The sequence below is a fragment of the Oceanobacillus sp. FSL H7-0719 genome (assembly GCF_045040795.1).
GTDB lineage: Bacteria > Bacillota > Bacilli > Bacillales > Amphibacillaceae > Oceanobacillus.
In genome coordinates this window covers 1,010,944-1,031,334 of record NZ_CP150301.1, presented here as the reverse complement: position 1 = coordinate 1,031,334, position 20,391 = coordinate 1,010,944, and the positions used below count along the sequence as shown (strand labels likewise).

The 20,391-nt window shown below is 37.7% G+C and carries 17 protein-coding genes; 16 read left to right on the top strand and 1 reads right to left on the bottom strand.

Translation table 11 applies throughout. From position 1 onward, the window contains the following. Nucleotides 1-53: 53 nt before the first annotated feature. The 16 genes from recA (at nucleotide 54) to glnA (ending at nucleotide 19,459) form a co-directional block, all read left to right on the top strand. Entirely contained in the window at nucleotides 54-1,100 is a 1,047-nt protein-coding gene (gene recA / locus NST93_RS05670) for a recombinase RecA (RefSeq protein ID WP_405102052.1), read from the top strand. A gap of 264 nt (nucleotides 1,101-1,364) precedes the next feature. Next, nucleotides 1,365-2,930 (top strand): ribonuclease Y, encoded by a 1,566-nt coding sequence (gene rny, locus NST93_RS05665; RefSeq protein WP_405102050.1) that lies wholly within the window; start codon nucleotides 1,365-1,367, stop codon nucleotides 2,928-2,930. A 327-nt stretch (nucleotides 2,931-3,257) separates the two neighbouring features. Continuing rightward, a complete protein-coding gene (locus tag NST93_RS05660; protein ID WP_405102048.1) occupies nucleotides 3,258-4,055 on the top strand; it encodes a TIGR00282 family metallophosphoesterase in 798 nt (265 codons plus the stop codon). Between the two features lie 148 nt (nucleotides 4,056-4,203). Beyond that, complete coding sequence (locus NST93_RS05655; RefSeq protein WP_405102046.1) at nucleotides 4,204-4,464, top strand: stage V sporulation protein S; 261 nt, start codon at nucleotides 4,204-4,206, stop codon at nucleotides 4,462-4,464. 158 nt (nucleotides 4,465-4,622) lie between these two features. Continuing rightward, nucleotides 4,623-6,179, top strand: coding sequence for a tRNA (N6-isopentenyl adenosine(37)-C2)-methylthiotransferase MiaB (gene miaB / locus NST93_RS05650; protein ID WP_405102045.1), 1,557 nt, complete (start codon nucleotides 4,623-4,625; stop codon nucleotides 6,177-6,179). Between the two features lies 1 nt (nucleotide 6,180). Continuing rightward, nucleotides 6,181-6,588, top strand: a complete 408-nt coding sequence (locus NST93_RS05645) for a RicAFT regulatory complex protein RicA family protein (RefSeq protein WP_405102043.1) — start codon at nucleotides 6,181-6,183, stop codon at nucleotides 6,586-6,588. A 161-nt stretch (nucleotides 6,589-6,749) separates the two neighbouring features. Next, nucleotides 6,750-7,322: an outer spore coat protein CotE gene (locus tag NST93_RS05640; protein WP_405102041.1), complete on the top strand. Its 573-nt coding sequence runs from the start codon at nucleotides 6,750-6,752 to the stop codon at nucleotides 7,320-7,322. Nucleotides 7,323-7,983: 661 nt separating this feature from the next. Beyond that, nucleotides 7,984-10,560 carry a DNA mismatch repair protein MutS gene (mutS, locus tag NST93_RS05635; RefSeq protein WP_405102039.1) on the top strand — a complete coding sequence of 859 codons (2,577 nt, stop codon included), beginning with the start codon at nucleotides 7,984-7,986 and terminating at the stop codon, nucleotides 10,558-10,560. Nucleotides 10,561-10,592: 32 nt separating this feature from the next. Continuing rightward, nucleotides 10,593-12,440: a DNA mismatch repair endonuclease MutL gene (mutL, locus tag NST93_RS05630; RefSeq protein ID WP_405102037.1), complete on the top strand. Its 1,848-nt coding sequence runs from the start codon at nucleotides 10,593-10,595 to the stop codon at nucleotides 12,438-12,440. 58 nt (nucleotides 12,441-12,498) lie between these two features. Continuing rightward, nucleotides 12,499-12,948 (top strand): Dps family protein, encoded by a 450-nt coding sequence (locus NST93_RS05625; protein ID WP_405102035.1) that lies wholly within the window; start codon nucleotides 12,499-12,501, stop codon nucleotides 12,946-12,948. Between the two features lie 23 nt (nucleotides 12,949-12,971). Next, the gene (miaA, locus tag NST93_RS05620; RefSeq protein WP_405102033.1) at nucleotides 12,972-13,907 is read left to right on the top strand and encodes a tRNA (adenosine(37)-N6)-dimethylallyltransferase MiaA; all 936 of its coding nucleotides are present in this window, start codon (nucleotides 12,972-12,974) and stop codon (nucleotides 13,905-13,907) included. 39 nt (nucleotides 13,908-13,946) lie between these two features. Beyond that, nucleotides 13,947-14,171: an RNA chaperone Hfq gene (gene hfq / locus NST93_RS05615; protein ID WP_405102031.1), complete on the top strand. Its 225-nt coding sequence runs from the start codon at nucleotides 13,947-13,949 to the stop codon at nucleotides 14,169-14,171. 124 nt (nucleotides 14,172-14,295) lie between these two features. Continuing rightward, complete coding sequence (locus NST93_RS05610) at nucleotides 14,296-15,216, top strand: AAA family ATPase (RefSeq protein WP_405102029.1); 921 nt, start codon at nucleotides 14,296-14,298, stop codon at nucleotides 15,214-15,216. A gap of 24 nt (nucleotides 15,217-15,240) precedes the next feature. Continuing rightward, the gene (hflX, locus tag NST93_RS05605; RefSeq protein ID WP_405102027.1) at nucleotides 15,241-16,479 is read left to right on the top strand and encodes a GTPase HflX; all 1,239 of its coding nucleotides are present in this window, start codon (nucleotides 15,241-15,243) and stop codon (nucleotides 16,477-16,479) included. A gap of 5 nt (nucleotides 16,480-16,484) precedes the next feature. Beyond that, a complete protein-coding gene (locus tag NST93_RS05600; RefSeq protein ID WP_405102025.1) occupies nucleotides 16,485-17,729 on the top strand; it encodes an aminotransferase class I/II-fold pyridoxal phosphate-dependent enzyme in 1,245 nt (414 codons plus the stop codon). 392 nt (nucleotides 17,730-18,121) lie between these two features. Then, nucleotides 18,122-19,459, top strand: coding sequence for a type I glutamate--ammonia ligase (gene glnA, locus NST93_RS05595; RefSeq protein ID WP_405102023.1), 1,338 nt, complete (start codon nucleotides 18,122-18,124; stop codon nucleotides 19,457-19,459). A 232-nt stretch (nucleotides 19,460-19,691) separates the two neighbouring features. Here the strand turns inward: glnA and lexA are convergent, their stop codons facing one another. Next, on the bottom strand, nucleotides 19,692-20,315 hold the full coding sequence (gene lexA / locus NST93_RS05590) for a transcriptional repressor LexA (RefSeq protein ID WP_405102021.1): 624 nt from the start codon (nucleotides 20,313-20,315) through the stop codon (nucleotides 19,692-19,694). Nucleotides 20,316-20,391: the final 76 nt, after the last annotated feature.

Below are 20,391 nucleotides of genomic sequence, written 5' to 3'. Positions count from 1 at the left end.
AATGACGGAAAACAGCGTATGATATAAGTAGTGAACTTGAGGAGGTATTTTCATTGAGTGAGAGAAAACAAGCTTTAGATATGGCTTTAAGACAAATAGAAAAACAATTTGGTAAAGGTTCGATTATGAAACTGGGTGAACAAGGGACACAAAAGATTGCTACTATTCCCAGCGGTTCATTAGCATTGGATGTGGCTCTAGGTATTGGAGGCTATCCAAAAGGAAGAGTAATCGAGATTTACGGACCTGAATCATCAGGTAAGACAACTGTAGCACTGCATGCAATTGCAGAAGCGCAAAAACAAGGCGGACAAGCGGCATTTATTGATGCTGAGCATGCACTTGATCCAACATACGCACGTGCTCTGGGTGTAAATACAGATGAATTATTACTGTCACAGCCAGATACTGGAGAACAGGCTTTAGAAATTACAGAGGCATTGGTACGCAGTGGTGCAGTTGATATCATTGTAGTTGACTCTGTTGCTGCATTAGTTCCCAAAGCTGAAATTGAAGGAGAAATGGGAGACTCTCATATGGGTCTGCAAGCACGTCTGATGTCTCAGGCATTACGTAAGCTTTCAGGTGCGATAAATAAATCGAAAGCGACGGCAATATTTATTAACCAGGTTCGTGAAAAAATTGGAGTTATGTTTGGTAATCCGGAAACAACTCCAGGTGGACGAGCACTTAAATTCTACTCATCTGTACGTCTGGAAGTACGCCGGGCAGAAACTCTAAAGCAAGGCAATGAAATGATCGGAAACAGAGCGAGAATTAAAGTAGTAAAGAATAAGGTGGCACCTCCATTTAAACAGGCCGAAGTAGACATCATGTACGGTGAAGGAATTTCTAAAGAAGGAGAAATTCTCGATGTCGGTGCGGAACTTGATATTGTGCAGAAGAGTGGAGCTTGGTATTCATACAATGGTGAACGTTTAGGACAAGGCAGAGAAAACTCTAAGCAGTTCCTGTCTGAAAATCCTGAGATTATGAATGAAATTCATCAGGCAATTCGGGATTATTATGAATTGGATGAAACCCCAGCTGAAGCTGCCGAAGAAAAAACAACAGAAGATCAAGAATCACTTGATATTTAAGGATAAAAACAAGCTGTTCTCTAGAATGAATTAAATTCTAAAGAACAGCTTGTTCTTTTAGCAAATAGAAATCTTCATATATTTTGGAAGCGTTGCAAAATAAGTTGTGAAGATTCCTTGACAATAGCAATCTTGAGAATTAGAATTAATAATGTATAATTTTATATTTATTATACGCTTTATTGTTAATCCTTGCATTGATAATGGGTACATGACGACAATAATGAATTGTACAACAACTTTATAGCAATAGGAGGTGAAATTATGGACAATCCTTTAATCATCTCCATTTTGCTAGTTTTCATCCTTATCGTAGGTCTGTTTGTTGGTTATCTGATTCGTAAATCGATTGCTGAAGCTAAAATTTCGAGCGCTGAAACGTTAGCAAAACAAATAGTAGAGGAAGCGAATCGAAATGCGGATGCGGCAAAAAAGGAAGCACTCCTTGAAGCAAGAGACGAAAACCATAAACTTCGTCAACAGGCTGAGGATGAGCTGCGTGAACGTCGAGCAGAACTCCAAAAGCAGGAAAATCGTTTGACACAGAAGGAAGAAAATCTTGACAGAAAGAGTGTCACCCTTGATACACGTGAAATGTCACTGGATAAGAGGGAAGACGCATTAGCAGAGAAACAACAACAAATTGAAGAAGTGGAAAGCAAAGTGGATGCTATGAAAGAGGAGCAGCAAGCTGAGCTTGAGCGTATTTCAGGATATACAACGGACCAGGCAAAACAAATTATTTTAGAGCGGATTGAAAAAGATGTAAAACATGAATCAGCACTTATGATAAAAGAAACAGAAAACCGCGCTAAAGAAGAGGCAGATAAAAAAGCAAAAAACATTCTGTCATTAGCATTACAACGTTGTGCTGCAGACCATGTTGCTGAGACAACAGTATCTGTCGTGAACCTCCCTAATGATGAAATGAAAGGTCGCATCATTGGGCGTGAAGGACGAAATATACGAACATTAGAAACGTTAACTGGTATTGACTTAATCATCGATGATACACCAGAAGCTGTAATCTTATCCGGTTTTGATCCAATTCGTCGTGAGATTGCACGACTGGCATTAGAAAAGCTGGTGCAGGATGGAAGAATCCACCCAGCGCGAATTGAGGAAATGGTAGATAAAGCAAGACGTGAGGTGGATGAATATATTCGTGAAGTAGGAGAAGAAACGACATTTGAAGTGGGTGTGCACGGTTTGCATCCAGATCTCGTTAAAATACTCGGTCGTCTAAAATATCGTACAAGCTATGGTCAAAACGTACTGAAGCACTCAACAGAAGTTGCTTATCTATCCGGTTTGCTTGCTGCAGAACTTGGTGAAGATGTAACGCTAGCAAGAAGAGCTGGTTTGCTCCATGATATTGGAAAAGCAATTGACCACGAAGTAGAAGGAAGTCACGTTGAAATTGGTAAAGAGCTTGCTATTAAATACAAAGAACATGATGTAGTAATTAATGCGATTGCTTCCCACCACGGTGATGAAGAAGCTACTTCAATCATTTCTGTATTGGTTGCTGCGGCTGATGCTTTATCAGCGGCACGTCCAGGTGCAAGAAGTGAGACATTAGAAAATTATATTAAACGCCTGGAAAAACTCGAAGAAATATCTGAGTCCTTTGAAGGGGTAGAAAAATCATTCGCTATCCAAGCCGGTAGAGAGATTCGAATCATGGTTAAACCTGATGAAATTGATGATCTTGAAGCTGTTCGAGTTGCAAGAGAAATCCGCAACCGTATCGAGGGCGAACTTGATTACCCGGGTCACATTAAAGTGACTGTAGTAAGAGAAACAAGGGCAGTTGAATATGCAAAATAAAAGCAGTCAAACGACTGCTTTTATTTTTTTGCCGATTAATGATTAACTCATTCTGGGCATAGTGATACAAAAAGCTGACAGTCTTGATTCAGAGTAAGCCTGTTTTTTGGATAGAAGGAATTCGCTCCGCCCGTTAAGAGCTATTAACAGTGACTGTCTTCCATATTTTCAGTATCTTTATGGTGAAATTCTGAATTAAAGAAGTCAGGGGTTTACTTAAATTTTTCAAAAATAAAGCGAGTATTTTACTCTAGCAAAACTTTGACAATGAAGCATGAATATGAAAAACTTAAGATATTAGAAATAGACTAGGATGGTAAAAAAACAATGAAAATTTTATTTATAGGTGATGTTGTAGGTTCTCCAGGAAGAGAAATGGTTCAGGAATACCTGCCAAAATTAAAAGAAAAATATCGCCCCACAATGACAATTATTAATGGTGAAAATGCAGCAGCAGGAAAAGGAATTACCGAAAAAATTTATCGCCAGTTTCTCGAATGGGGAGCCCAGGTCATTACAATGGGTAACCATACTTGGGACAAGAAAGAAATTTACGAATTTATAGATGATGCAAAATACTTGATTCGTCCTGCGAATTTCCCGGAAAATAATCCTGGAAAAGGAATTGTATATCTTAATATAAATGGCGTGCTTGTAGCTGTGATTAACATTCAGGGAAGAACTTTTCTTCAGGCAATAGATGATCCATTCCAAAAAATTGATCAATTAATTGAAGAAGCAAAGAAAAAAACGAATATTATTTTTGTTGACTTTCATGGTGAAGCAACAAGTGAAAAACAAGCGTTTGGCTGGTATGTTGATGGAAGAGTCAGTGCCGTCGTAGGGACACATACACATACTCAAACTGCAGATGAGCGGATCTTACCTGAAGGCACCGCATATATTACCGATGCTGGAATGACTGGTCCGTATGATGGAATCCTAGGAGTAGAACGGGATGCCGTATTAAAACGTTTCTTAACTTCTCTTCCTGTACGTTTTGAAATTACAAAAACGGGTAGAAAACAGTTAAATGGAGTTCTTATCATAGTTGATGCAAATTCAGGAAAGGCAGAGAAGATTGAGCGAATCCTGATTAATGATGATCATCCCTTTTTTGGCTAATTGAAGTAAAATATGAGGCAACGCATTAGATTATCGCCCACAGTTATTCCAGAATATCCTGCATCCTGCAGGTTTAGGGAATAAGCTACCATCTCTGAGAATATAGTAGAAGTAGAACTACATTACGCAGGTAAGGGAGGTACTAGGAATGGAAGTATTGAAGGTTTCATCAAAATCAAATCCAAACTCAGTTGCGGGGGCACTGGCAAATGTATTGCGCGAACGTGGTTCAGCTGAAATTCAAGCAATTGGTGCAGGTGCATTAAATCAATCGATAAAAGCTGTTGCCATTGCGAGAGGGTTTGTCGCTCCGAGTGGCTTGGATTTGATTTGTATTCCAGCGTTTACTGATATAACAATTGATAACGAAGAGAGAACAGCAATCAAACTAATTATTGAGCCAAGATGATTAATTTGACAAATTCGGTAACCTTCCTTGTTTTAAAGGAAGGTTTTTATTTGCAGTTGTACGTTTGTATTGTTAAATTTAACTAAAGCCTATATACTATTGTATTGAACAAGTCTTATACATAAAAGCATTACCAGAGAGTAGAAAGGAGAGAGAGCATGAACGAAGAACAGCGGAAACAACAAGGTCAAATTAAGTCAGAGCTAAACATAGAGCGTATCAAAAATACTTCTAGTGATGACATGATTGCAAAATACTTCCAGACGAATTATGAACTTCAAGCACCAGACATAAAGAAAGCCAGAAAAAGACGTAATGAAGAAGTCCAATTTAATTATGATTTTTCTATACCAGAAGATATGCAAGCAATTGGAAAAGACAAGAAATTTTTAATTCGAACTTATGGTTGTCAAATGAATGAACATGATACAGAAGTAATGGCTGGAATCTTTACGGAGATGGGTTATACCGCTACAACTGAAGTAACAGAAGCTGATATTATTTTACTGAATACTTGTGCAATACGTGAAAATGCAGAGAATAAAGTATTTGGAGAAATAGGTCATTTGAAACCATTAAAATTGGAAAATCCTGATTTGATTATCGGCGTTTGTGGCTGTATGTCACAGGAAGAGTCTGTAGTTGATCGTATCTTAAAAAAACATCAGCATATTGATTTAATCTTTGGAACACATAATATTCATCGTTTGCCACATTTAATTAAGGAAGCTATGTTTAGCAAAGAGATGATTGTTGAAGTATGGTCTAAAGAGGGCGATATTATTGAAAACCTTCCAAAAGTCCGTAAAGGAAAAATCAAGGCCTGGGTTAATATTATGTATGGCTGTGATAAGTTTTGTACATATTGCATCGTTCCGATGACGAGAGGAAAGGAACGGAGCAGACGCCCAGAGGACATTATTCAGGAAGTAAGACATCTTGTTGCGCAAGGTTATAAGGAAGTTACTTTACTTGGTCAAAATGTTAATGCTTATGGAAAAGATTTTGAAGATCTCGATTATACCTTTGGTGATCTTATGAATGATATTCATAAGATTGACATTCCGCGTGTTCGTTTTACAACCTCTCATCCACGTGATTTTGATGATCATCTGATTGATGTTCTAGCACAGGGCGGAAACCTGCTTGACCATATTCATCTACCCGTTCAGTCAGGCAGTTCTGAAGTTCTTAAGAAGATGAACCGTAAGTATACACGTGAAGAATACCTTGAACTTGTTCGTAAAATAAGAGAAGCCATTCCTAATGCTACTTTAACAACAGATATTATCGTTGGTTTCCCTAATGAAACGGATGAACAGTTTGAGGAAACAATGACACTTGTTGAAGAGGTTGGTTTTGAAGCAGCATATACATTTATCTATTCACCTCGTGAAGGAACACCAGCTGCAAGGAAAAAAGATGATGTTCCAGAAGAAGTGAAAAAACAGCGGCTTTATCGCTTGAATGAATTAGTGAACAAACAAGCAGCGGAATCGATGCTCACCTATAAAGGAAAAACAGTAAAAGTTCTTGTTGAAGGTGAGAGTAAGAAAAATCCGGATATTCTTGCAGGGTATACGGAAAAAAGCAAGCTTGTTAACTTTAACGGACCAAAATCCGCCATTGGGAAAATTGTTGAAGTGAAAATTACGAAAGCAAATACATGGTCTTTAAACGGAGAAATGATTGAAAGTAAAATTGAGGTGAACTAACATGGCACAATATACTAGACAAGAAGTGCTTGATGAAGCAAAAAAATTAGCAGGAATGCTTTCTAATACAGAGGAAATCGATCGCTTTAAAGAGATTGAAGTGAAAATAAATCAAAACACAAAAGTTCAAAGCCTGATTAAAAAAATTAAGACTTTGCAAAAACAAGCTGTAAACTTCCAGGCTTATGAAAAAAGAGAAGCATTGGCAAGAGTAGAGCAAGAGCTTGACCGTTTACAAAAAGAACTGGATGGAATTCCTGTTGTCTCTGAATTTAAAGAAATTCAAGTTACTGTAAATGATGTGCTTCAGCTCGTGTCTTCAACCATTTCGCGTGAAGTAACCAAGCAAGTAATTGAGTCAACCGGAGGAAACCTGCTGCACGGAGAAACGGGCAAGGAGCTTTCTTAAAAGGGAACATTCTAAAAAAATAAAAACCAAGCAGTGTTAACTGTTTGGTTTTTATTTTTTTTAGAAAAGCACCCATAGATTACTGCTAAAAAAAACTACATGCACTTTAGGTGTTTGCCATGCATAAAATGACTATGAAAAAAGAGGAGGTAATTACAGCGATGTCTTTTCTGAAAAAAGATTATAGAGAGATCATAACAAAAGCAATTTGCGGGAAAGGACGCAAATTCACGCAGGAATCTCATACCGTTAACCCATCACACCGTCCATCAAGTATTCTTGGCTGCTGGGTTATTAATCACCTATACCATGCAAAGAAAAAGTCAGCTGACACAGTTGAAGTCAATGGCAGCTACGAAATCAATATATGGTATTCGTATAATGATAATACGAAGACAGAGGTTGTTACTGAACGGGTGACTTATTGTGATGTCGTTCCATTAGCAGTAAAGGATGAAAATTGCTTGGATGATGACTTCGATGTTATTGCAAAGGTTTTGCAGCAGCCAAACTGCCTGGAGTGCAAGATTGATAAAAAAGGCAATAAAATTACTGTAGAAATTGAAAGAGAGTTTGTTGTACAGGTGATTGGTGAAACAAAACTAAGAGTAAAAGTAGATCCAAATTGGGAAGCAGGAGCAGAAGAAGACGAAGATGATGAAATTTGGCATGATCATGTAACAGATGACGAATTGGAAGATGTTGATGTGGACTTCGTTAAACAAAAAGACTAGCGAAAAATACGGGAGTGTATCTCTCGTATTTTTCTGTTCAGCAATAAGCAAATCGTATCAAAGGGTTTCACGGTCAGTTTACAAACCGATTGGTTCAACTAACATTCACTGGGGGGAAAGCACCCCCACTGAATGAAGTTTCACCTTATCGCAGTGTAACAGGCTGTAGGACTCCCATTTTAACAAATAAAAACCATGTTATCAGCAACAGTGAGATCCAACAGCCTGTAACGGCCCGATTGGTTCAACTAACATTCACTGGGGGAAGGCACCCCCACTGAATGAAGTTTCACCTTATCGCAGTGTAACAGGCTGTAGGACTCCCATTTTAACAAATAAAAACCATGTTATCAGCAACAGTGAGATTCAACAGCCTGTAACGGCCCGATTGGTTCAACTAACATTCACTGGGGGGAAGGCACCCCCACTGAATGAAGTTTCACCTTATCGCAGTGTAACAGGCTGTAGGACTCCCGTTTTAATAAATAAAAACCATGTAATTAGCAACAGTGAGATCCAACAGCCTGTAACGGCCCGATTGGTTCAACTAACATTCACTGGGGATAAAGCACCCCCAGTGAATGAAGTTTCACCTTATGAGTGAGTTAAAAAATATGCTATAATAACTGGAGAATACGCAGGTTTTTTTGGAGGCTTAGTAATGGCAAAACATACACCAATGATGGAACAATATTTAAAGATAAAAGCTGAACACCAAGATGCATTTTTATTTTATCGCTTGGGTGACTTTTATGAAATGTTTTATGATGATGCAATAAATGCAGCTAGAGAGCTGGAAATAACATTAACAAAACGTGGCTCTTCGGGAAAAGCAGAAGGTATACCAATGTGCGGGGTTCCGTATCATTCAGCTGAGAATTATATAAAGAATTTAATAGAAAAAGGCTATAAAGTGGCTGTTTGTGAACAGGTTGAAGATCCAAAAACTGCAAAAGGTGTTGTGAAAAGAGAAGTTGTACAAGTAATTACACCAGGTACAGTGATGTCACAATCCATGTTAAAAGATAGTGAAAACAACTATATCTCCAGTCTTTCCCAGTTTCAGGATGGAACGTATGTCATTGTATATAATGATTTATCCACTGGTGAAAATCGACTGGCACTTATAGAAGATGGCTGGGAGGCTGTTATTCATGAATTGTATAACCAGCCCATCCGTGAAATCGTCATTTCATCGAGCTTATCAGAAGAATATCAGAAGCACTTAAAAGAAAAGTTAAATATCACTTTGTCATATCAGGATGAAGTAACCTTCAATGCTGAGTACAGAGGACTGAGTGAAAATTTAAATGATGAACGGTTAATGAAAGCCTTTAGCCGTTTACTGAATTATATTCAACACACACAAAAGCGCTCACTTGATCATCTGCAGCAGGCAGAGCTTATCGAACTTAAAGACTATCTATCACTTGATATGTACTCAAAGCGCAATCTTGAGCTGACAGAAACTATCATCAAAAAAGGTAAACATGGAAGTCTCTTATGGGTGCTCGATAAATCGGTAACCGCGATGGGTTCAAGGATGTTAAAAAAATGGATAGAACGCCCACTTCTCCGCAGATCGCAAATAGAGGAGAGGCAGAATATTGTTGAAGGGTTTTACGAAGGTTTTATGGAAAGAGAAGCACTTCGGGACGCATTGAAATCTGTTTATGATATAGAAAGACTTGCAGCAAGAATTGCTTTTGGCAATGTAAATGCAAGGGATTTAATTCAACTAAAGCAGTCACTAAAACGAGTTCCAGAGGTTAAAAATATTTTAAATCAATTTAAACAGCCAGAAATTAATACATTAGCAGAGTTATTGGTTTTTCCAAGAGAAATCGTTGACATATTAGAGACGAGTTTAGTTGAAGAACCGCCAATATCGATAACAGAGGGCTCGATTATTAAAGATGGCTACCATCAAAAGCTTGATGAATACCGCTATGCTTCTAGAAATGGTAAGCAATGGATCGCAGAGCTTGAGCAAAAAGAGAAGAAAGAAACAAATATTAAATCATTAAAAATAGGTTTTAATCGTGTCTTCGGCTATTATATTGAAGTTACAAAATCAAATTTACATCTTTTGCCTGAAGGAAAATATGAAAGAAAACAAACATTAACAAATGCCGAGCGTTTTATTACTCCGGAATTAAAAGAAAAAGAAGCATTAATTCTGGAAGCGGAAGAAAAGAGTATTGATCTTGAGTATGAGCTGTTTATCGGAATACGTGAAAAAATTAAGGAATATATCCCTGCACTGCAGCATTTGGCGGAGATCATTAGCCAACTAGATGTGCTTCAAGCATTTGCGACAGTCAGTGAGGAAAATAATTATGTGCGTCCAAAGTTTGTAGATAAAAAGTTAATGATAAAAAATGGCAGACATCCAGTAGTAGAACAGGTTATGACAGATGGTGCTTTTGTTCCGAATGATGTTAGCTTAGATGATGATAATAGTATTCTGCTTATAACCGGACCAAATATGTCCGGGAAAAGTACGTATATGCGTCAGCTTGCCCTTACAGTAATTATGGGACAAATTGGCTGTTTTGTTCCATGTGATCAAGCAGAGTTAATTATTTTTGACCAAATATTTACAAGAATCGGGGCGGCAGATGACCTTGTTTCGGGGCAAAGTACGTTCATGGTAGAAATGCTTGAAGCTAATCATGCAATCTCAAAAGCTACTGATCGCAGTTTAATTTTGCTCGATGAAATTGGACGAGGTACTAGTACGTATGACGGAATGGCACTGGCTCAAGCTATTGTTGAATATATTCATAATAATATTAATGCAAAAACATTATTTTCAACGCATTATCACGAACTTACAGCGATGGAAAATACATTGGGCAATTTGAAGAATATCCATGTACGCGCAGAAGAATATGAAGGAAATGTTGTCTTCCTTCACCAAATCAAGGAAGGCTCTGCAGATAAAAGTTATGGAATTCAAGTTGCTAAGCTTGCTGAATTGCCAGATGCACTGATTGAAAGAGCAAATACTATTTTACAAGATTTAGAGTCAGGATCTAAACCTGCACCTATAACAGATAAAATCGAATCCGGTCAGCTTTCTTTCTTTGTTGGTGAAGAAACGGCAGAAGGAGAAACAAAAGCACAGAAAAAAGATAATAACGTAATTGAAGAATTAAAGGAATTAAATCTATTTGAATTGACTCCAATGGAAGCGATGAATGCTCTTTATGAGCTTCAGAAAAAAGTCAGGTAAGATCGTTCGCTGGAAAGAGAAAGGATGTCTGTATGAAAATCAAACAAATGCCCACAGAACTGGCAAATAAAATTGCAGCTGGAGAAGTAGTTGAACGCCCAGCATCTGTAGTTAAGGAACTTGTGGAGAATAGTATCGATGCAAACAGTACTTCCATTAAAGTTGAGATTGTAGAAGCCGGTATTGGCCAAATAAAAGTAATCGATAATGGAGACGGAATGACAGCAGCCGATAGCGAAACAGCATTCTTGCCTCATGCGACGAGCAAAATAAGAACAGAAAATGATTTATTTCATGTCCGTACACTGGGATTTAGAGGCGAAGCTCTTGCGAGTATTGCTGCTGTAAGCAAATTAACCGTTAAAACCTCTACAGGAGACGAAGCTGGAATAACGCTGCATCTCGAAGGCGGCAAAGTGGTTGAACGGAAGAAAAGTGATGCAAGAAAAGGTACAGAAATTACTGTTGACCAGCTTTTCTATAATACTCCCGCACGCTTGAAATATATGAAAAGCCTGCATACAGAGCTTGGACATATTACAGACCTGTTGAATCGGCTGGCACTTTCCCATCCAGAAATTCGGTTTGAAGCAATTCATAATGAACGAGTACTGTTTAAAACAGCAGGAACTGGAGATTTATTGCAGGTTATTTCACAGGTTTATGGGATGTCTGTAGCAAGAAAGATGCTCCCAATTCAATACAAGTCACTCGACTTCCACATCGAGGGCTTTATTGCAAAGCCGGAAGTTACCCGGGCATCCCGCAATTTTATTTCGACGATTATTAATGGCCGGTATATAAAGAGCTTCCCGCTAACAAAAGCAATAACCGAGGGCTATCATACATTGCTGCCAATTGGGAAATATCCTATCGTCATATTGAAAATTGATATGGACCCAATTTTAGTGGATGTAAATGTTCATCCAACGAAGCTGGAAGTCCGTTTCAGTAAGGACAAAGAACTGTTTGAAGCCGTACGGGGAACAATAAAGAAGACATTTCGCAGTCAGACACTCATACCGGAAATAGAACAGCGCCCTGTGAAGCCGAAGTTTGAATCGACACAGCCAAGCTTTGTATTTTCACCTCAAGCCGAGCCAATAGAGCGGAATTCAAGCATTCAGCCGATTTTTGAGAAAACGCAGTTCGCACAAACGGAGCCAATTGCAGAGTATGAGCAAGAAATTCCCACTGCTGCAGAAGAAATAATCAGAGAAGAGCCAGAGGTAGAGGCAATCGTTCAACCTGCAGAAATACCTTCATCGCTTGAACAAAAAAAGAACGAAGGCCCAGAACGTGTACCACCAATTTATCCGATTGGTCAGCTGCAAGGGACCTATATTCTAGGACAGAATGAGAATGGTCTTTATATGATTGATCAGCATGCTGCTCAAGAACGGATTAAATACGAGTTTTTTAGGGATAAGTTAGGAAAACCAATAAAAGAATCACAAGAGCTCTTAATTCCATTAACTTTTGAGTTTTCTAGTCAAGAAGCACTTTTCATTGAAGAATATCGAGAAGCATTTGAAGAGGTGGGCTTATTCTTTGAACCCTTTGGCCACCGCAGCTATATCATTCGTTCTCACCCTAACTGGTTCCCGGAAGGCTTTGAGGAAGAGGTCATTCGTGAGATGATTGAACAAATTATGAATGAAGAAAAGGTGAATATTGAGGCGATAAGAGAAGATGCTGCAATTATGATGTCCTGTAAAAGATCTATTAAAGCAAATCATTATTTGACTGAGAAAGATATGTTCCGTTTGCTTGAGGATTTGAGAACCACAACAGATCCATTTACATGTCCACATGGGAGACCAATTATTGTTCATTTTACAACATATGAGCTCGAGAAAATGTTTAAACGAATTATGTAAAGGTATAAAATGCACCTCATTGTGAAACGATGAATTTAAAAACAATGAGGTGAATGACTTGAAAAATCAAGAGCTGATTAATTTTTTAAATCAATTGCTTTCTAATTATTTTATTCTATATGTAAAATTGCATCGTTACCATTGGTATATCAAAGGCCGTCACTTCTTTCAGTTACATGAACACTTTGAAGAGTTATACCTAAAGACACAGGACGAGCTGGATGAGATTGCTGAGCGGATTATAATGATCGGCGGTCAGCCTTTAGCGACAATGAGTATGTATTTGAAGCAGGGTACACTTGAAGAAGCAAATGCAGATGATACAGAAAAAGAAATGATATCTCAGCTTATTCATGATTTTAATCGTATAACAAAAGAGATTATCGATACTGGACTGCCTCTAACTGATGAGTTTGCAGACGAACCCACGAATGATATACTAATTGGACATCAAAAAAGGTTTGAAACAGAGATTTGGATGCTTAAATCCTATCAAAAAGAAAATTAACTTTTTAATTTAGGGGTAATACAATGAGAGAAACAATCATCGCAATAGTGGGTCCTACTGCAGTCGGGAAAACTGAATTGAGTATTGAGATTGCAAAGCGCTTTAATGGTGAAGTGATCAGTGGAGACTCCATGCAGGTTTATAAAGGAATGGATATTGGCACAGCTAAAATTTCTTCCGAAGAAATGCAAGGTGTCCCACATCATCTTCTGGATATAAAGGAACCTGACGAAGCATATTCAGCTGCAGATTTTAAAGTTCATGTTCAGAGATTAGTTAAAGAAATATCAGATAAAGGCCGTTTACCAATTATCGTTGGCGGAAGTGGTCTGTACATACAGGCGGCTTTGTTTGATTATAACTTTCCTGATATCAAAAGAGATGAGGAACTTACGGAACAACTAGAGAAACAAGCACAAGAAGAAGGTATTGAAGAAATTTATGAGCGACTTCAGCAAGTCGATCCTAAACAAGCAGAAAAAATACATCCGAATAACCATCGTCGTGTTATTCGGGCATTGGAAATCTATGAAACAAGCGGGAAACCGAAGTCTGAATGGGAGTTGGAACAGACTGTAGAAACTCCGTACAATGTTATATTTATTGGCTTAGAAATGGACCGGACAGAATTGTATGAACAGATAAACCATCGTGTCGATTTTATGCTGGAAAAAGGACTGTTAGATGAGGTTAAATCATTATATAATCATGGTTTTAAAGATACACAAGCGATGCGTGCAATTGGCTACAAAGAGTTTATTCCTTATTTAGAAGGGAAGCAGACACTTGAAGAGGCGGTTGAGCAGCTTAAGCAAAATTCCAGAAGATATGCGAAAAGACAATATACATGGTTTAGAAATAAATTGGCTATTGACTGGTATGCTGTTAGTCCGAGTAGCAGACGAGAAAAGTTTAAAATGATTTTCGATAAATTAGCAGGAATATTAAAAATGAAGTAGAATTAAGAGTAGTATAGATAGAAAAGAGGAGGAAGTTTGATGGCACAAAACACAAACATTCAAGAACAATATTTAAACCAATTGAGAAAGAATCATATTTCAGTAACAGTATTCCTGACAAACGGCTTTCAATTAAGGGGTATTATTAAAGCGTTTGATAACTTCACCGTTTTATTAGAAACAGACGGGAAACAACAATTAATATTCAAACATGCAATTTCAACTTTTTCACCCGTGAAAAACGTTAATTTAGACAATGAATAATCACAAAGCGGATGCTAAATTGGCATCCGTTTTTTAAATAAAGCACCTTTAATATTCATGCACTGGGCGTTTGTCACAAGTTAGAGGATAAAAACGTATACTGAGGTGACAAAGGAGTGAGTGCATGGATACGGAAATGAAGGTTAATCATAAAGGCCGGATTAATATTGTTCTGCAGGATAGGGTGGAACAGAATCCATATATAACAAACGGAAATAAGGTATCAACTAATAAATACTTTAAAGGGATCGATGAATCATTTTCAAGCTTTGTCGCGATTGATGAGGTAAAAACAACGATAAAACAAATTTATGCGTCTTATATAATCAATGAGAAAAGAAAAGAACTTGGTATTCAGGAAAGCCAACAGGTTTTGCATATGCTATTTAAAGGGAATCCTGGAACAGGAAAAACAACGGTTGCAAGAAGGCTGGCAAAACTGTATTTTGATCTTGGCATCCTGTCAAAAGGTCAATTTGTCGAGGTGGAAAGAGCAGATTTAGTTGGCGAATATATTGGTCAGACCGCTCAAAAAACGAGAAGTGTAATTCAAAAGGCAATGGGTGGTATACTATTTATAGATGAAGCTTATTCTTTAGCGAGAGGCGGGGAAAAGGACTTCGGGAAGGAAGCAATTGATACACTTGTAAAATATTTAGAAGACTCACGAGATGATATTGTAATTATACTTGCGGGTTATCCTAGTGAAATGCGGCGCTTCTTAATGATGAACCCTGGACTTGAATCCCGTTTTCCATTTATGCTTGATTTTGCAGATTATAAATTGGATGAATTAATGGAAATTGCAAAAATTATGGTCAGTGAAAGAGAATATCGTTTTTCTCGGGAAGCTGAAATAAAGCTTAAGAATCATCTTAAGGAAAAGTTAGCAATACATCAAATAAACTTCTCCAATGCAAGATATATCAGAAATATAATCGAGCAGGCAATACGAATGCAAGCATTTCGTTTAGTGCAAGCAGATAACTATCAGCTCGATCAGTTAATTGAATTGACTGCTGATGATATATTACAGGAGGAATAATATACAGCTGAAATGAGGAATTTCATGTCAAATGAGAAAATATTAGTAATAGCAGTAAGAAAACCTGAACAACATGTTGCACGTTTTCAATCCTCTTTAGATGAGTTAATTTCACTTAGTTCGACAGCTGGAGGTATTGTGGAAGCGATTATAACCCAAAATCGCACACATATTCATCCGGCTACATACCTAGGGGAAGGAAAACTAGAAGAAATAAAGAAAGAGATAGAGGATAAGGATATTGATCTCGTTATTTCCAATGATGAGCTTTCTTCAGGTCAATTACGAAATTTGAATAACTATCTGGGTGTGAGGATTATTGATCGCAGTCAGCTGATACTAGATATTTTTGCACAGCGCGCCCGCACCAAAGAAGGAAAACTGCAAGTAGAATTAGCACAACTGGAATATTTACTTCCAAGATTAAGAGGTCAGGGAATAGAGTTGTCTAGGCTTGGAGCAGGTATTGGCACAAGAGGTCCTGGAGAGACAAAACTGGAAACTGACCGCCGTCATATAAGACGCAGAATATTCGATATTAAAAGAAGGCTTCACCTCGTCGTAAAACAACGCGAGCAATATCGAAAACGCAGAAAAGAAAATAATGTTTTCCAAATAGCAATCGTAGGTTATACAAACGCAGGCAAATCAACATTATTTAATAAATTAACAAATAGTGATTCATTAGAGGAAGATAAGCTTTTCGCTACTTTAGATCCGCTTACAAGGAAGCTTGAACTGCCTTCAGGCTTTGAGGCGCTCATAACCGATACAGTTGGATTTTTGCAGGACTTACCAACATCCTTAATCGCAGCTTTTCGTTCAACGCTGGAAGAAGTAGCGGAAGCAGATTTTTTGCTGCATGTTGTTGACGGGTCACATATTGATCAAGAACAACATCAACAAACAGTGGTGAAGTTATTGGAGGACCTTGATGCCCATCAGATTCCGATGCTTTATGTTTATAATAAAAAAGACTTAATTGAGGAAAACTTCTTTCCGCAAAACCATCCATTTATTTTAATAAGTGCGCATGAAGAAGAGGATGTAAAGCATACTTTAGAAAAGATTGAAGCCGTTCTTAAGAATGAGTGGGCTCCATTCACAGTTGAACTGGAGGCAGACCAAGGGAAAGTTTTAAGTGAACTGGAGAGAGAGGCCATTGTTACTGAAAAGTTTTTTGATGAAGAGAACAATAATTATGTAATGAAGGGCTTTATCCAAGAAAATCATACATTGAATAACATATTAAAGGAGAAATAATAGTAATGTTTGAAGCGTTAGTCACCCAAGCAGAGAAAGATATAGCAGAAATAAAAGAAGAAATAAATAAAACAGTAGAAATTAATCAGAAACGAGTTTTGGAAGCATTCATATCCAATCGTATCAGCGATAGTCATTTTAACTCAACTACTGGATATGGTTATGACGACATGGGAAGAGAAGCATTAGAAGCAGTTTATCGTGATGTTTTTGGTGCAGAAGATGCATTAGTCCGCCCGCAGCTTGTATCAGGCACACATGCGATTTCCACTGCTTTATTTGGTGTATTAAGACCAGGAGATGAATTAATTTATATTACGGGGAAACCGTACGATACTTTAGAAGAAGTGATTGGCAAAAGAGGAAATAATGCTGGTTCACTCCGTGATTTCCAAATAGATTATAATGAAGTTGCCCTGAAATCAGACGGCACAATTGATTATCAAGGAATTAGCAGCGCCATTACAAATCAAACGAAGGTAATAGGTATTCAGCGTTCTAAAGGATATGACAGCAGACCTTCGTTTACAGTTGAAGAAATCGCTGAGATGGTATCTTTTGTTAAGGAAGTAAAAGAAGACGTCATCGTTTTTGTAGATAATTGTTATGGAGAGTTCGTGGAAGAAATTGAGCCTACACATGTGGGTGCAGATCTAATGGCTGGATCGCTGATTAAGAACCCCGGTGGAGGGATTGTCCGCTCAGGAGGTTATATTGTTGGGCGCGAACATTTAATCGAACAGTGTGCGAATCGTCTCACTGCACCGGGACTCGGAAAAGAAAGCGGCGCAACACTCAATATGCTGCAGGAACTCTTTCAAGGCTTCTTCCTTGCGCCCCATGTCGTTGGAGAAGCATTAAAGGGAGCGGTCTTTACTTCAAGGTTGTTAGAGCTAGCGGGTTTAGTTACTACTCCGAAATATCAATCTAAACGAACGGATTTGATTCAATCAGTTACATTTGATACAGCAGACCAGATGATTGCTTTTTGTCAGGCGATTCAGGAGAATTCTCCAGTCAATGCCTATGTCAGTCCATATCCAAGTGAAATGCCAGGCTATGAAGACAAAGTTATTATGGCGGCTGGGACGTTTATCCAAGGATCAAGCATTGAGTTATCTGCAGACGGTCCAATCCGACCGCCGTATACTGCATATGTCCAAGGTGGACTAACTTATGCACATGTAAAAATTGCAGTTATTGCTGCCGCTCAAGCAATCGAAAAAAAAGGTTTTCTTATTCTTAAATAGGGTATAACCATATTAGAGGCGAAATTTGCTGCAATTATGACGAAGCCCTTCGTCACTTATATGATGCAGCTATTAATTTTAAGCTTAATACATATTCACGGGAAGTATTTCCCGTGAGGCTTTACCCTCTAATGGAGTGATACATGTGTAAACCGCAATACACCTCAATGAGTTAAACTACAGAAAAAACCTTATTTTCCTTACTAATATTGGAAGATTTTTAGTGAAAAAAATGATTGACAGTTTATCTTAGGAAATGTATATTATTAACATAAAATTTGGAGCAGGGCAATAAAATGTATTTAATAAATCGTCCATGCTTTATTAAGATATGTATATTTTCCTGACACCTGTTAAAATAAGCACATTCTATACTATTTGGAGGAGAACCAATGAGCGATAAATACACGAGAGAAACAATTATGCAAAAAATTAAAGAAGAAAATGTCAGGTTTATTAGATTACAATTTACCGATTTACTGGGCACGATAAAAAATGTGGAAATTCCTTTAAGTCAATTAGATAAAGCCTTAGATAATAAAATGATGTTTGATGGCTCTTCAATTGAAGGATTTGTAAGGATTGAAGAATCAGATATGTATTTATATCCGGATTTAAATTCTTTTGTTGTCTTCCCATGGACATCTGATAAAGGAAAAGTTGCTCGTTTTGTATGTGATATATATAATGCTGACGGGACTCCATTTTCAGGTTGCCCACGTTATAATTTGAAGAAAAGCCTAGAAAGAATGGAAAGTCTTGGCTTTGATAAATTTAATATCGGTACAGAGCCAGAATTCTTTCTTTTTAAATTAGATGAAAAAGGCGAGCCATTATTGGAATTAAATGACCATGGCGGTTATTTTGACTTAGCACCAACTGATCTTGGTGAAAATTGCCGCAGAGATATTGTTCTGGAACTTGAAGAAATGGGCTTTGAAATTGAAGCATCGCACCATGAGGGAGCACCAGGACAGCATGAAATTGATTTTAAGTATTCAGATGCACTCAAACATGCAGATGATATTCAAACATTTAAGCTGGTAGTAAAAACAATTGCCAGAAAGCATAATCTGCATGCAACATTTATGCCGAAACCTTTATTTGGCGTTTATGGTTCAGGAATGCATGTAAATATGTCTTTATTCAAAAATGGTAAAAATATGTTTTTTGATGAAGACGGAGAAATTGAGTTAAGTAAAACTGCTTATCAATTTATGGCTGGTATTTTGGAGCATGCTACGAGCTTTACTGCGATTACCAATCCAATCGTGAATTCTTATAAACGTCTTGTACCAGGCTACGAGGCACCTTGCTATGTTGCATGGTCTGGTTCCAACCGCAGTCCACTGCTTCGCATTCCTAGCTCGCGGGGACTAAGTACAAGAATTGAAGTGCGCAGTGTTGACCCAGCATCCAATCCATATCTGGCCTTATCTGTATTGCTTGTAGCAGGTCTAGATGGAATCGAAAATGAAAAAGAGCCGCCTCAGGCAGTAGACCAGAATATTTATGCAATGACTAAAAAAGAAAGAGTACAAAATGGTGTAATAGATCTTCCTTCTACATTAAAAGAAGCTTTGGATGAGCTGGAAAAAGATCCAGTGATAATCGAAGGTTTAGGTGAACATTTATTCGAACATTTTATGGAAGCCAAAGCAATTGAGTGGGAAATGTTTGATAATACCGTTCATCCTTGGGAGAGGGAGCAGTATCTGACTTCGTATTAAGTAAAATACATTGAGTAGATCCTTGTCCTTAGGTTTATTCTAACTAAAGCAGGCTGACTTGTGTTTGCCATTTAAAAATAAGTTTAATTTAAACGAATGAGAAAATACCCTATATAACAAAATGAACACAATTTTGTTATATAGGGTATTTGCAGTTACACATATATTATTGGAAAAAAGTTGCGATAAAAAAACATCTGTTTCTAGCATGTGCAAGAAACAGATGTTTTTTTTAATGTATATGACGATATAAACCTACTACTTTTCCAAGAATTGTTACATTATCATAGATTAGCGGCTCCATTGTCGCGTTTTCTGGCTGCAAGCGGATATAATCCTTCTCTTTAAAGAAACGTTTTACTGTTGCTTCATTATCCTCTGTCATAGCAACTACAATATCTCCATTATCTGCAGTGTTTTGCTGTTTGACGATTACCATGTCACCGTCTAGAATTCCTGCTTCAATCATACTTTCACCGTCAATAACCAAAACAAATAGATTATCATCCGGATTTGTGCTTGAGCTTGGAATTGGAACGAACTCTTCAATATTTTCTACAGCAGTAATCGGAAGCCCCGCAGTAACTTTACCAATTACAGGTGCATATCTTGCCGTGTCTTTAGGAATACTTGCTTCGCCTGTTGGATCTAGTATTTCTATTGCTCTAGGTTTTGTCGGGTCCCGTCTAATAAAGCCCTTTGCCTCTAAACGCTCCAAATGGCCATGTACTGTAGAACTGGAAGCAAGTCCAACTGCAACAGCTATTTCGCGGACAGACGGCGGATATCCTTTTGCATTAACTTCATCTTTTATAAAATCAAGTATCATTTGCTGTCTTTTAGAAAGTTTAGTCATCTAGTGAACACCTCACACATACTATTTATTATACATAGTTTACCATTCCCTGATATAAGATGCAAACATTCGTTCT

Bases quoted from the DNA above. Each gene is read 5' to 3' on its own strand.
- rny (WP_405102050.1), top strand. From the start codon at position 1,365: ATGGACAATCCTTTAATCATCTCCATTTTGCTAGTTTTCATCCTTATC.
- NST93_RS05660 (WP_405102048.1), top strand. From the start codon at position 3,258: ATGAAAATTTTATTTATAGGTGATGTTGTAGGTTCTCCAGGAAGAGAA.
- NST93_RS05655 (WP_405102046.1), top strand. From the start codon at position 4,204: ATGGAAGTATTGAAGGTTTCATCAAAATCAAATCCAAACTCAGTTGCG.
- miaB (WP_405102045.1), top strand. From the start codon at position 4,623: ATGAACGAAGAACAGCGGAAACAACAAGGTCAAATTAAGTCAGAGCTA.
- NST93_RS05645 (WP_405102043.1), top strand. From the start codon at position 6,181: ATGGCACAATATACTAGACAAGAAGTGCTTGATGAAGCAAAAAAATTA.
- NST93_RS05640 (WP_405102041.1), top strand. From the start codon at position 6,750: ATGTCTTTTCTGAAAAAAGATTATAGAGAGATCATAACAAAAGCAATT.
- mutS (WP_405102039.1), top strand. From the start codon at position 7,984: ATGGCAAAACATACACCAATGATGGAACAATATTTAAAGATAAAAGCT.
- mutL (WP_405102037.1), top strand. From the start codon at position 10,593: ATGAAAATCAAACAAATGCCCACAGAACTGGCAAATAAAATTGCAGCT.
- miaA (WP_405102033.1), top strand. From the start codon at position 12,972: ATGAGAGAAACAATCATCGCAATAGTGGGTCCTACTGCAGTCGGGAAA.
- hfq (WP_405102031.1), top strand. From the start codon at position 13,947: ATGGCACAAAACACAAACATTCAAGAACAATATTTAAACCAATTGAGA.
- NST93_RS05610 (WP_405102029.1), top strand. From the start codon at position 14,296: ATGGATACGGAAATGAAGGTTAATCATAAAGGCCGGATTAATATTGTT.
- hflX (WP_405102027.1), top strand. From the start codon at position 15,241: ATGTCAAATGAGAAAATATTAGTAATAGCAGTAAGAAAACCTGAACAA.
- NST93_RS05600 (WP_405102025.1), top strand. From the start codon at position 16,485: ATGTTTGAAGCGTTAGTCACCCAAGCAGAGAAAGATATAGCAGAAATA.
- glnA (WP_405102023.1), top strand. From the start codon at position 18,122: ATGAGCGATAAATACACGAGAGAAACAATTATGCAAAAAATTAAAGAA.
- lexA (WP_405102021.1), bottom strand. From the start codon at position 20,315: ATGACTAAACTTTCTAAAAGACAGCAAATGATACTTGATTTTATAAAA.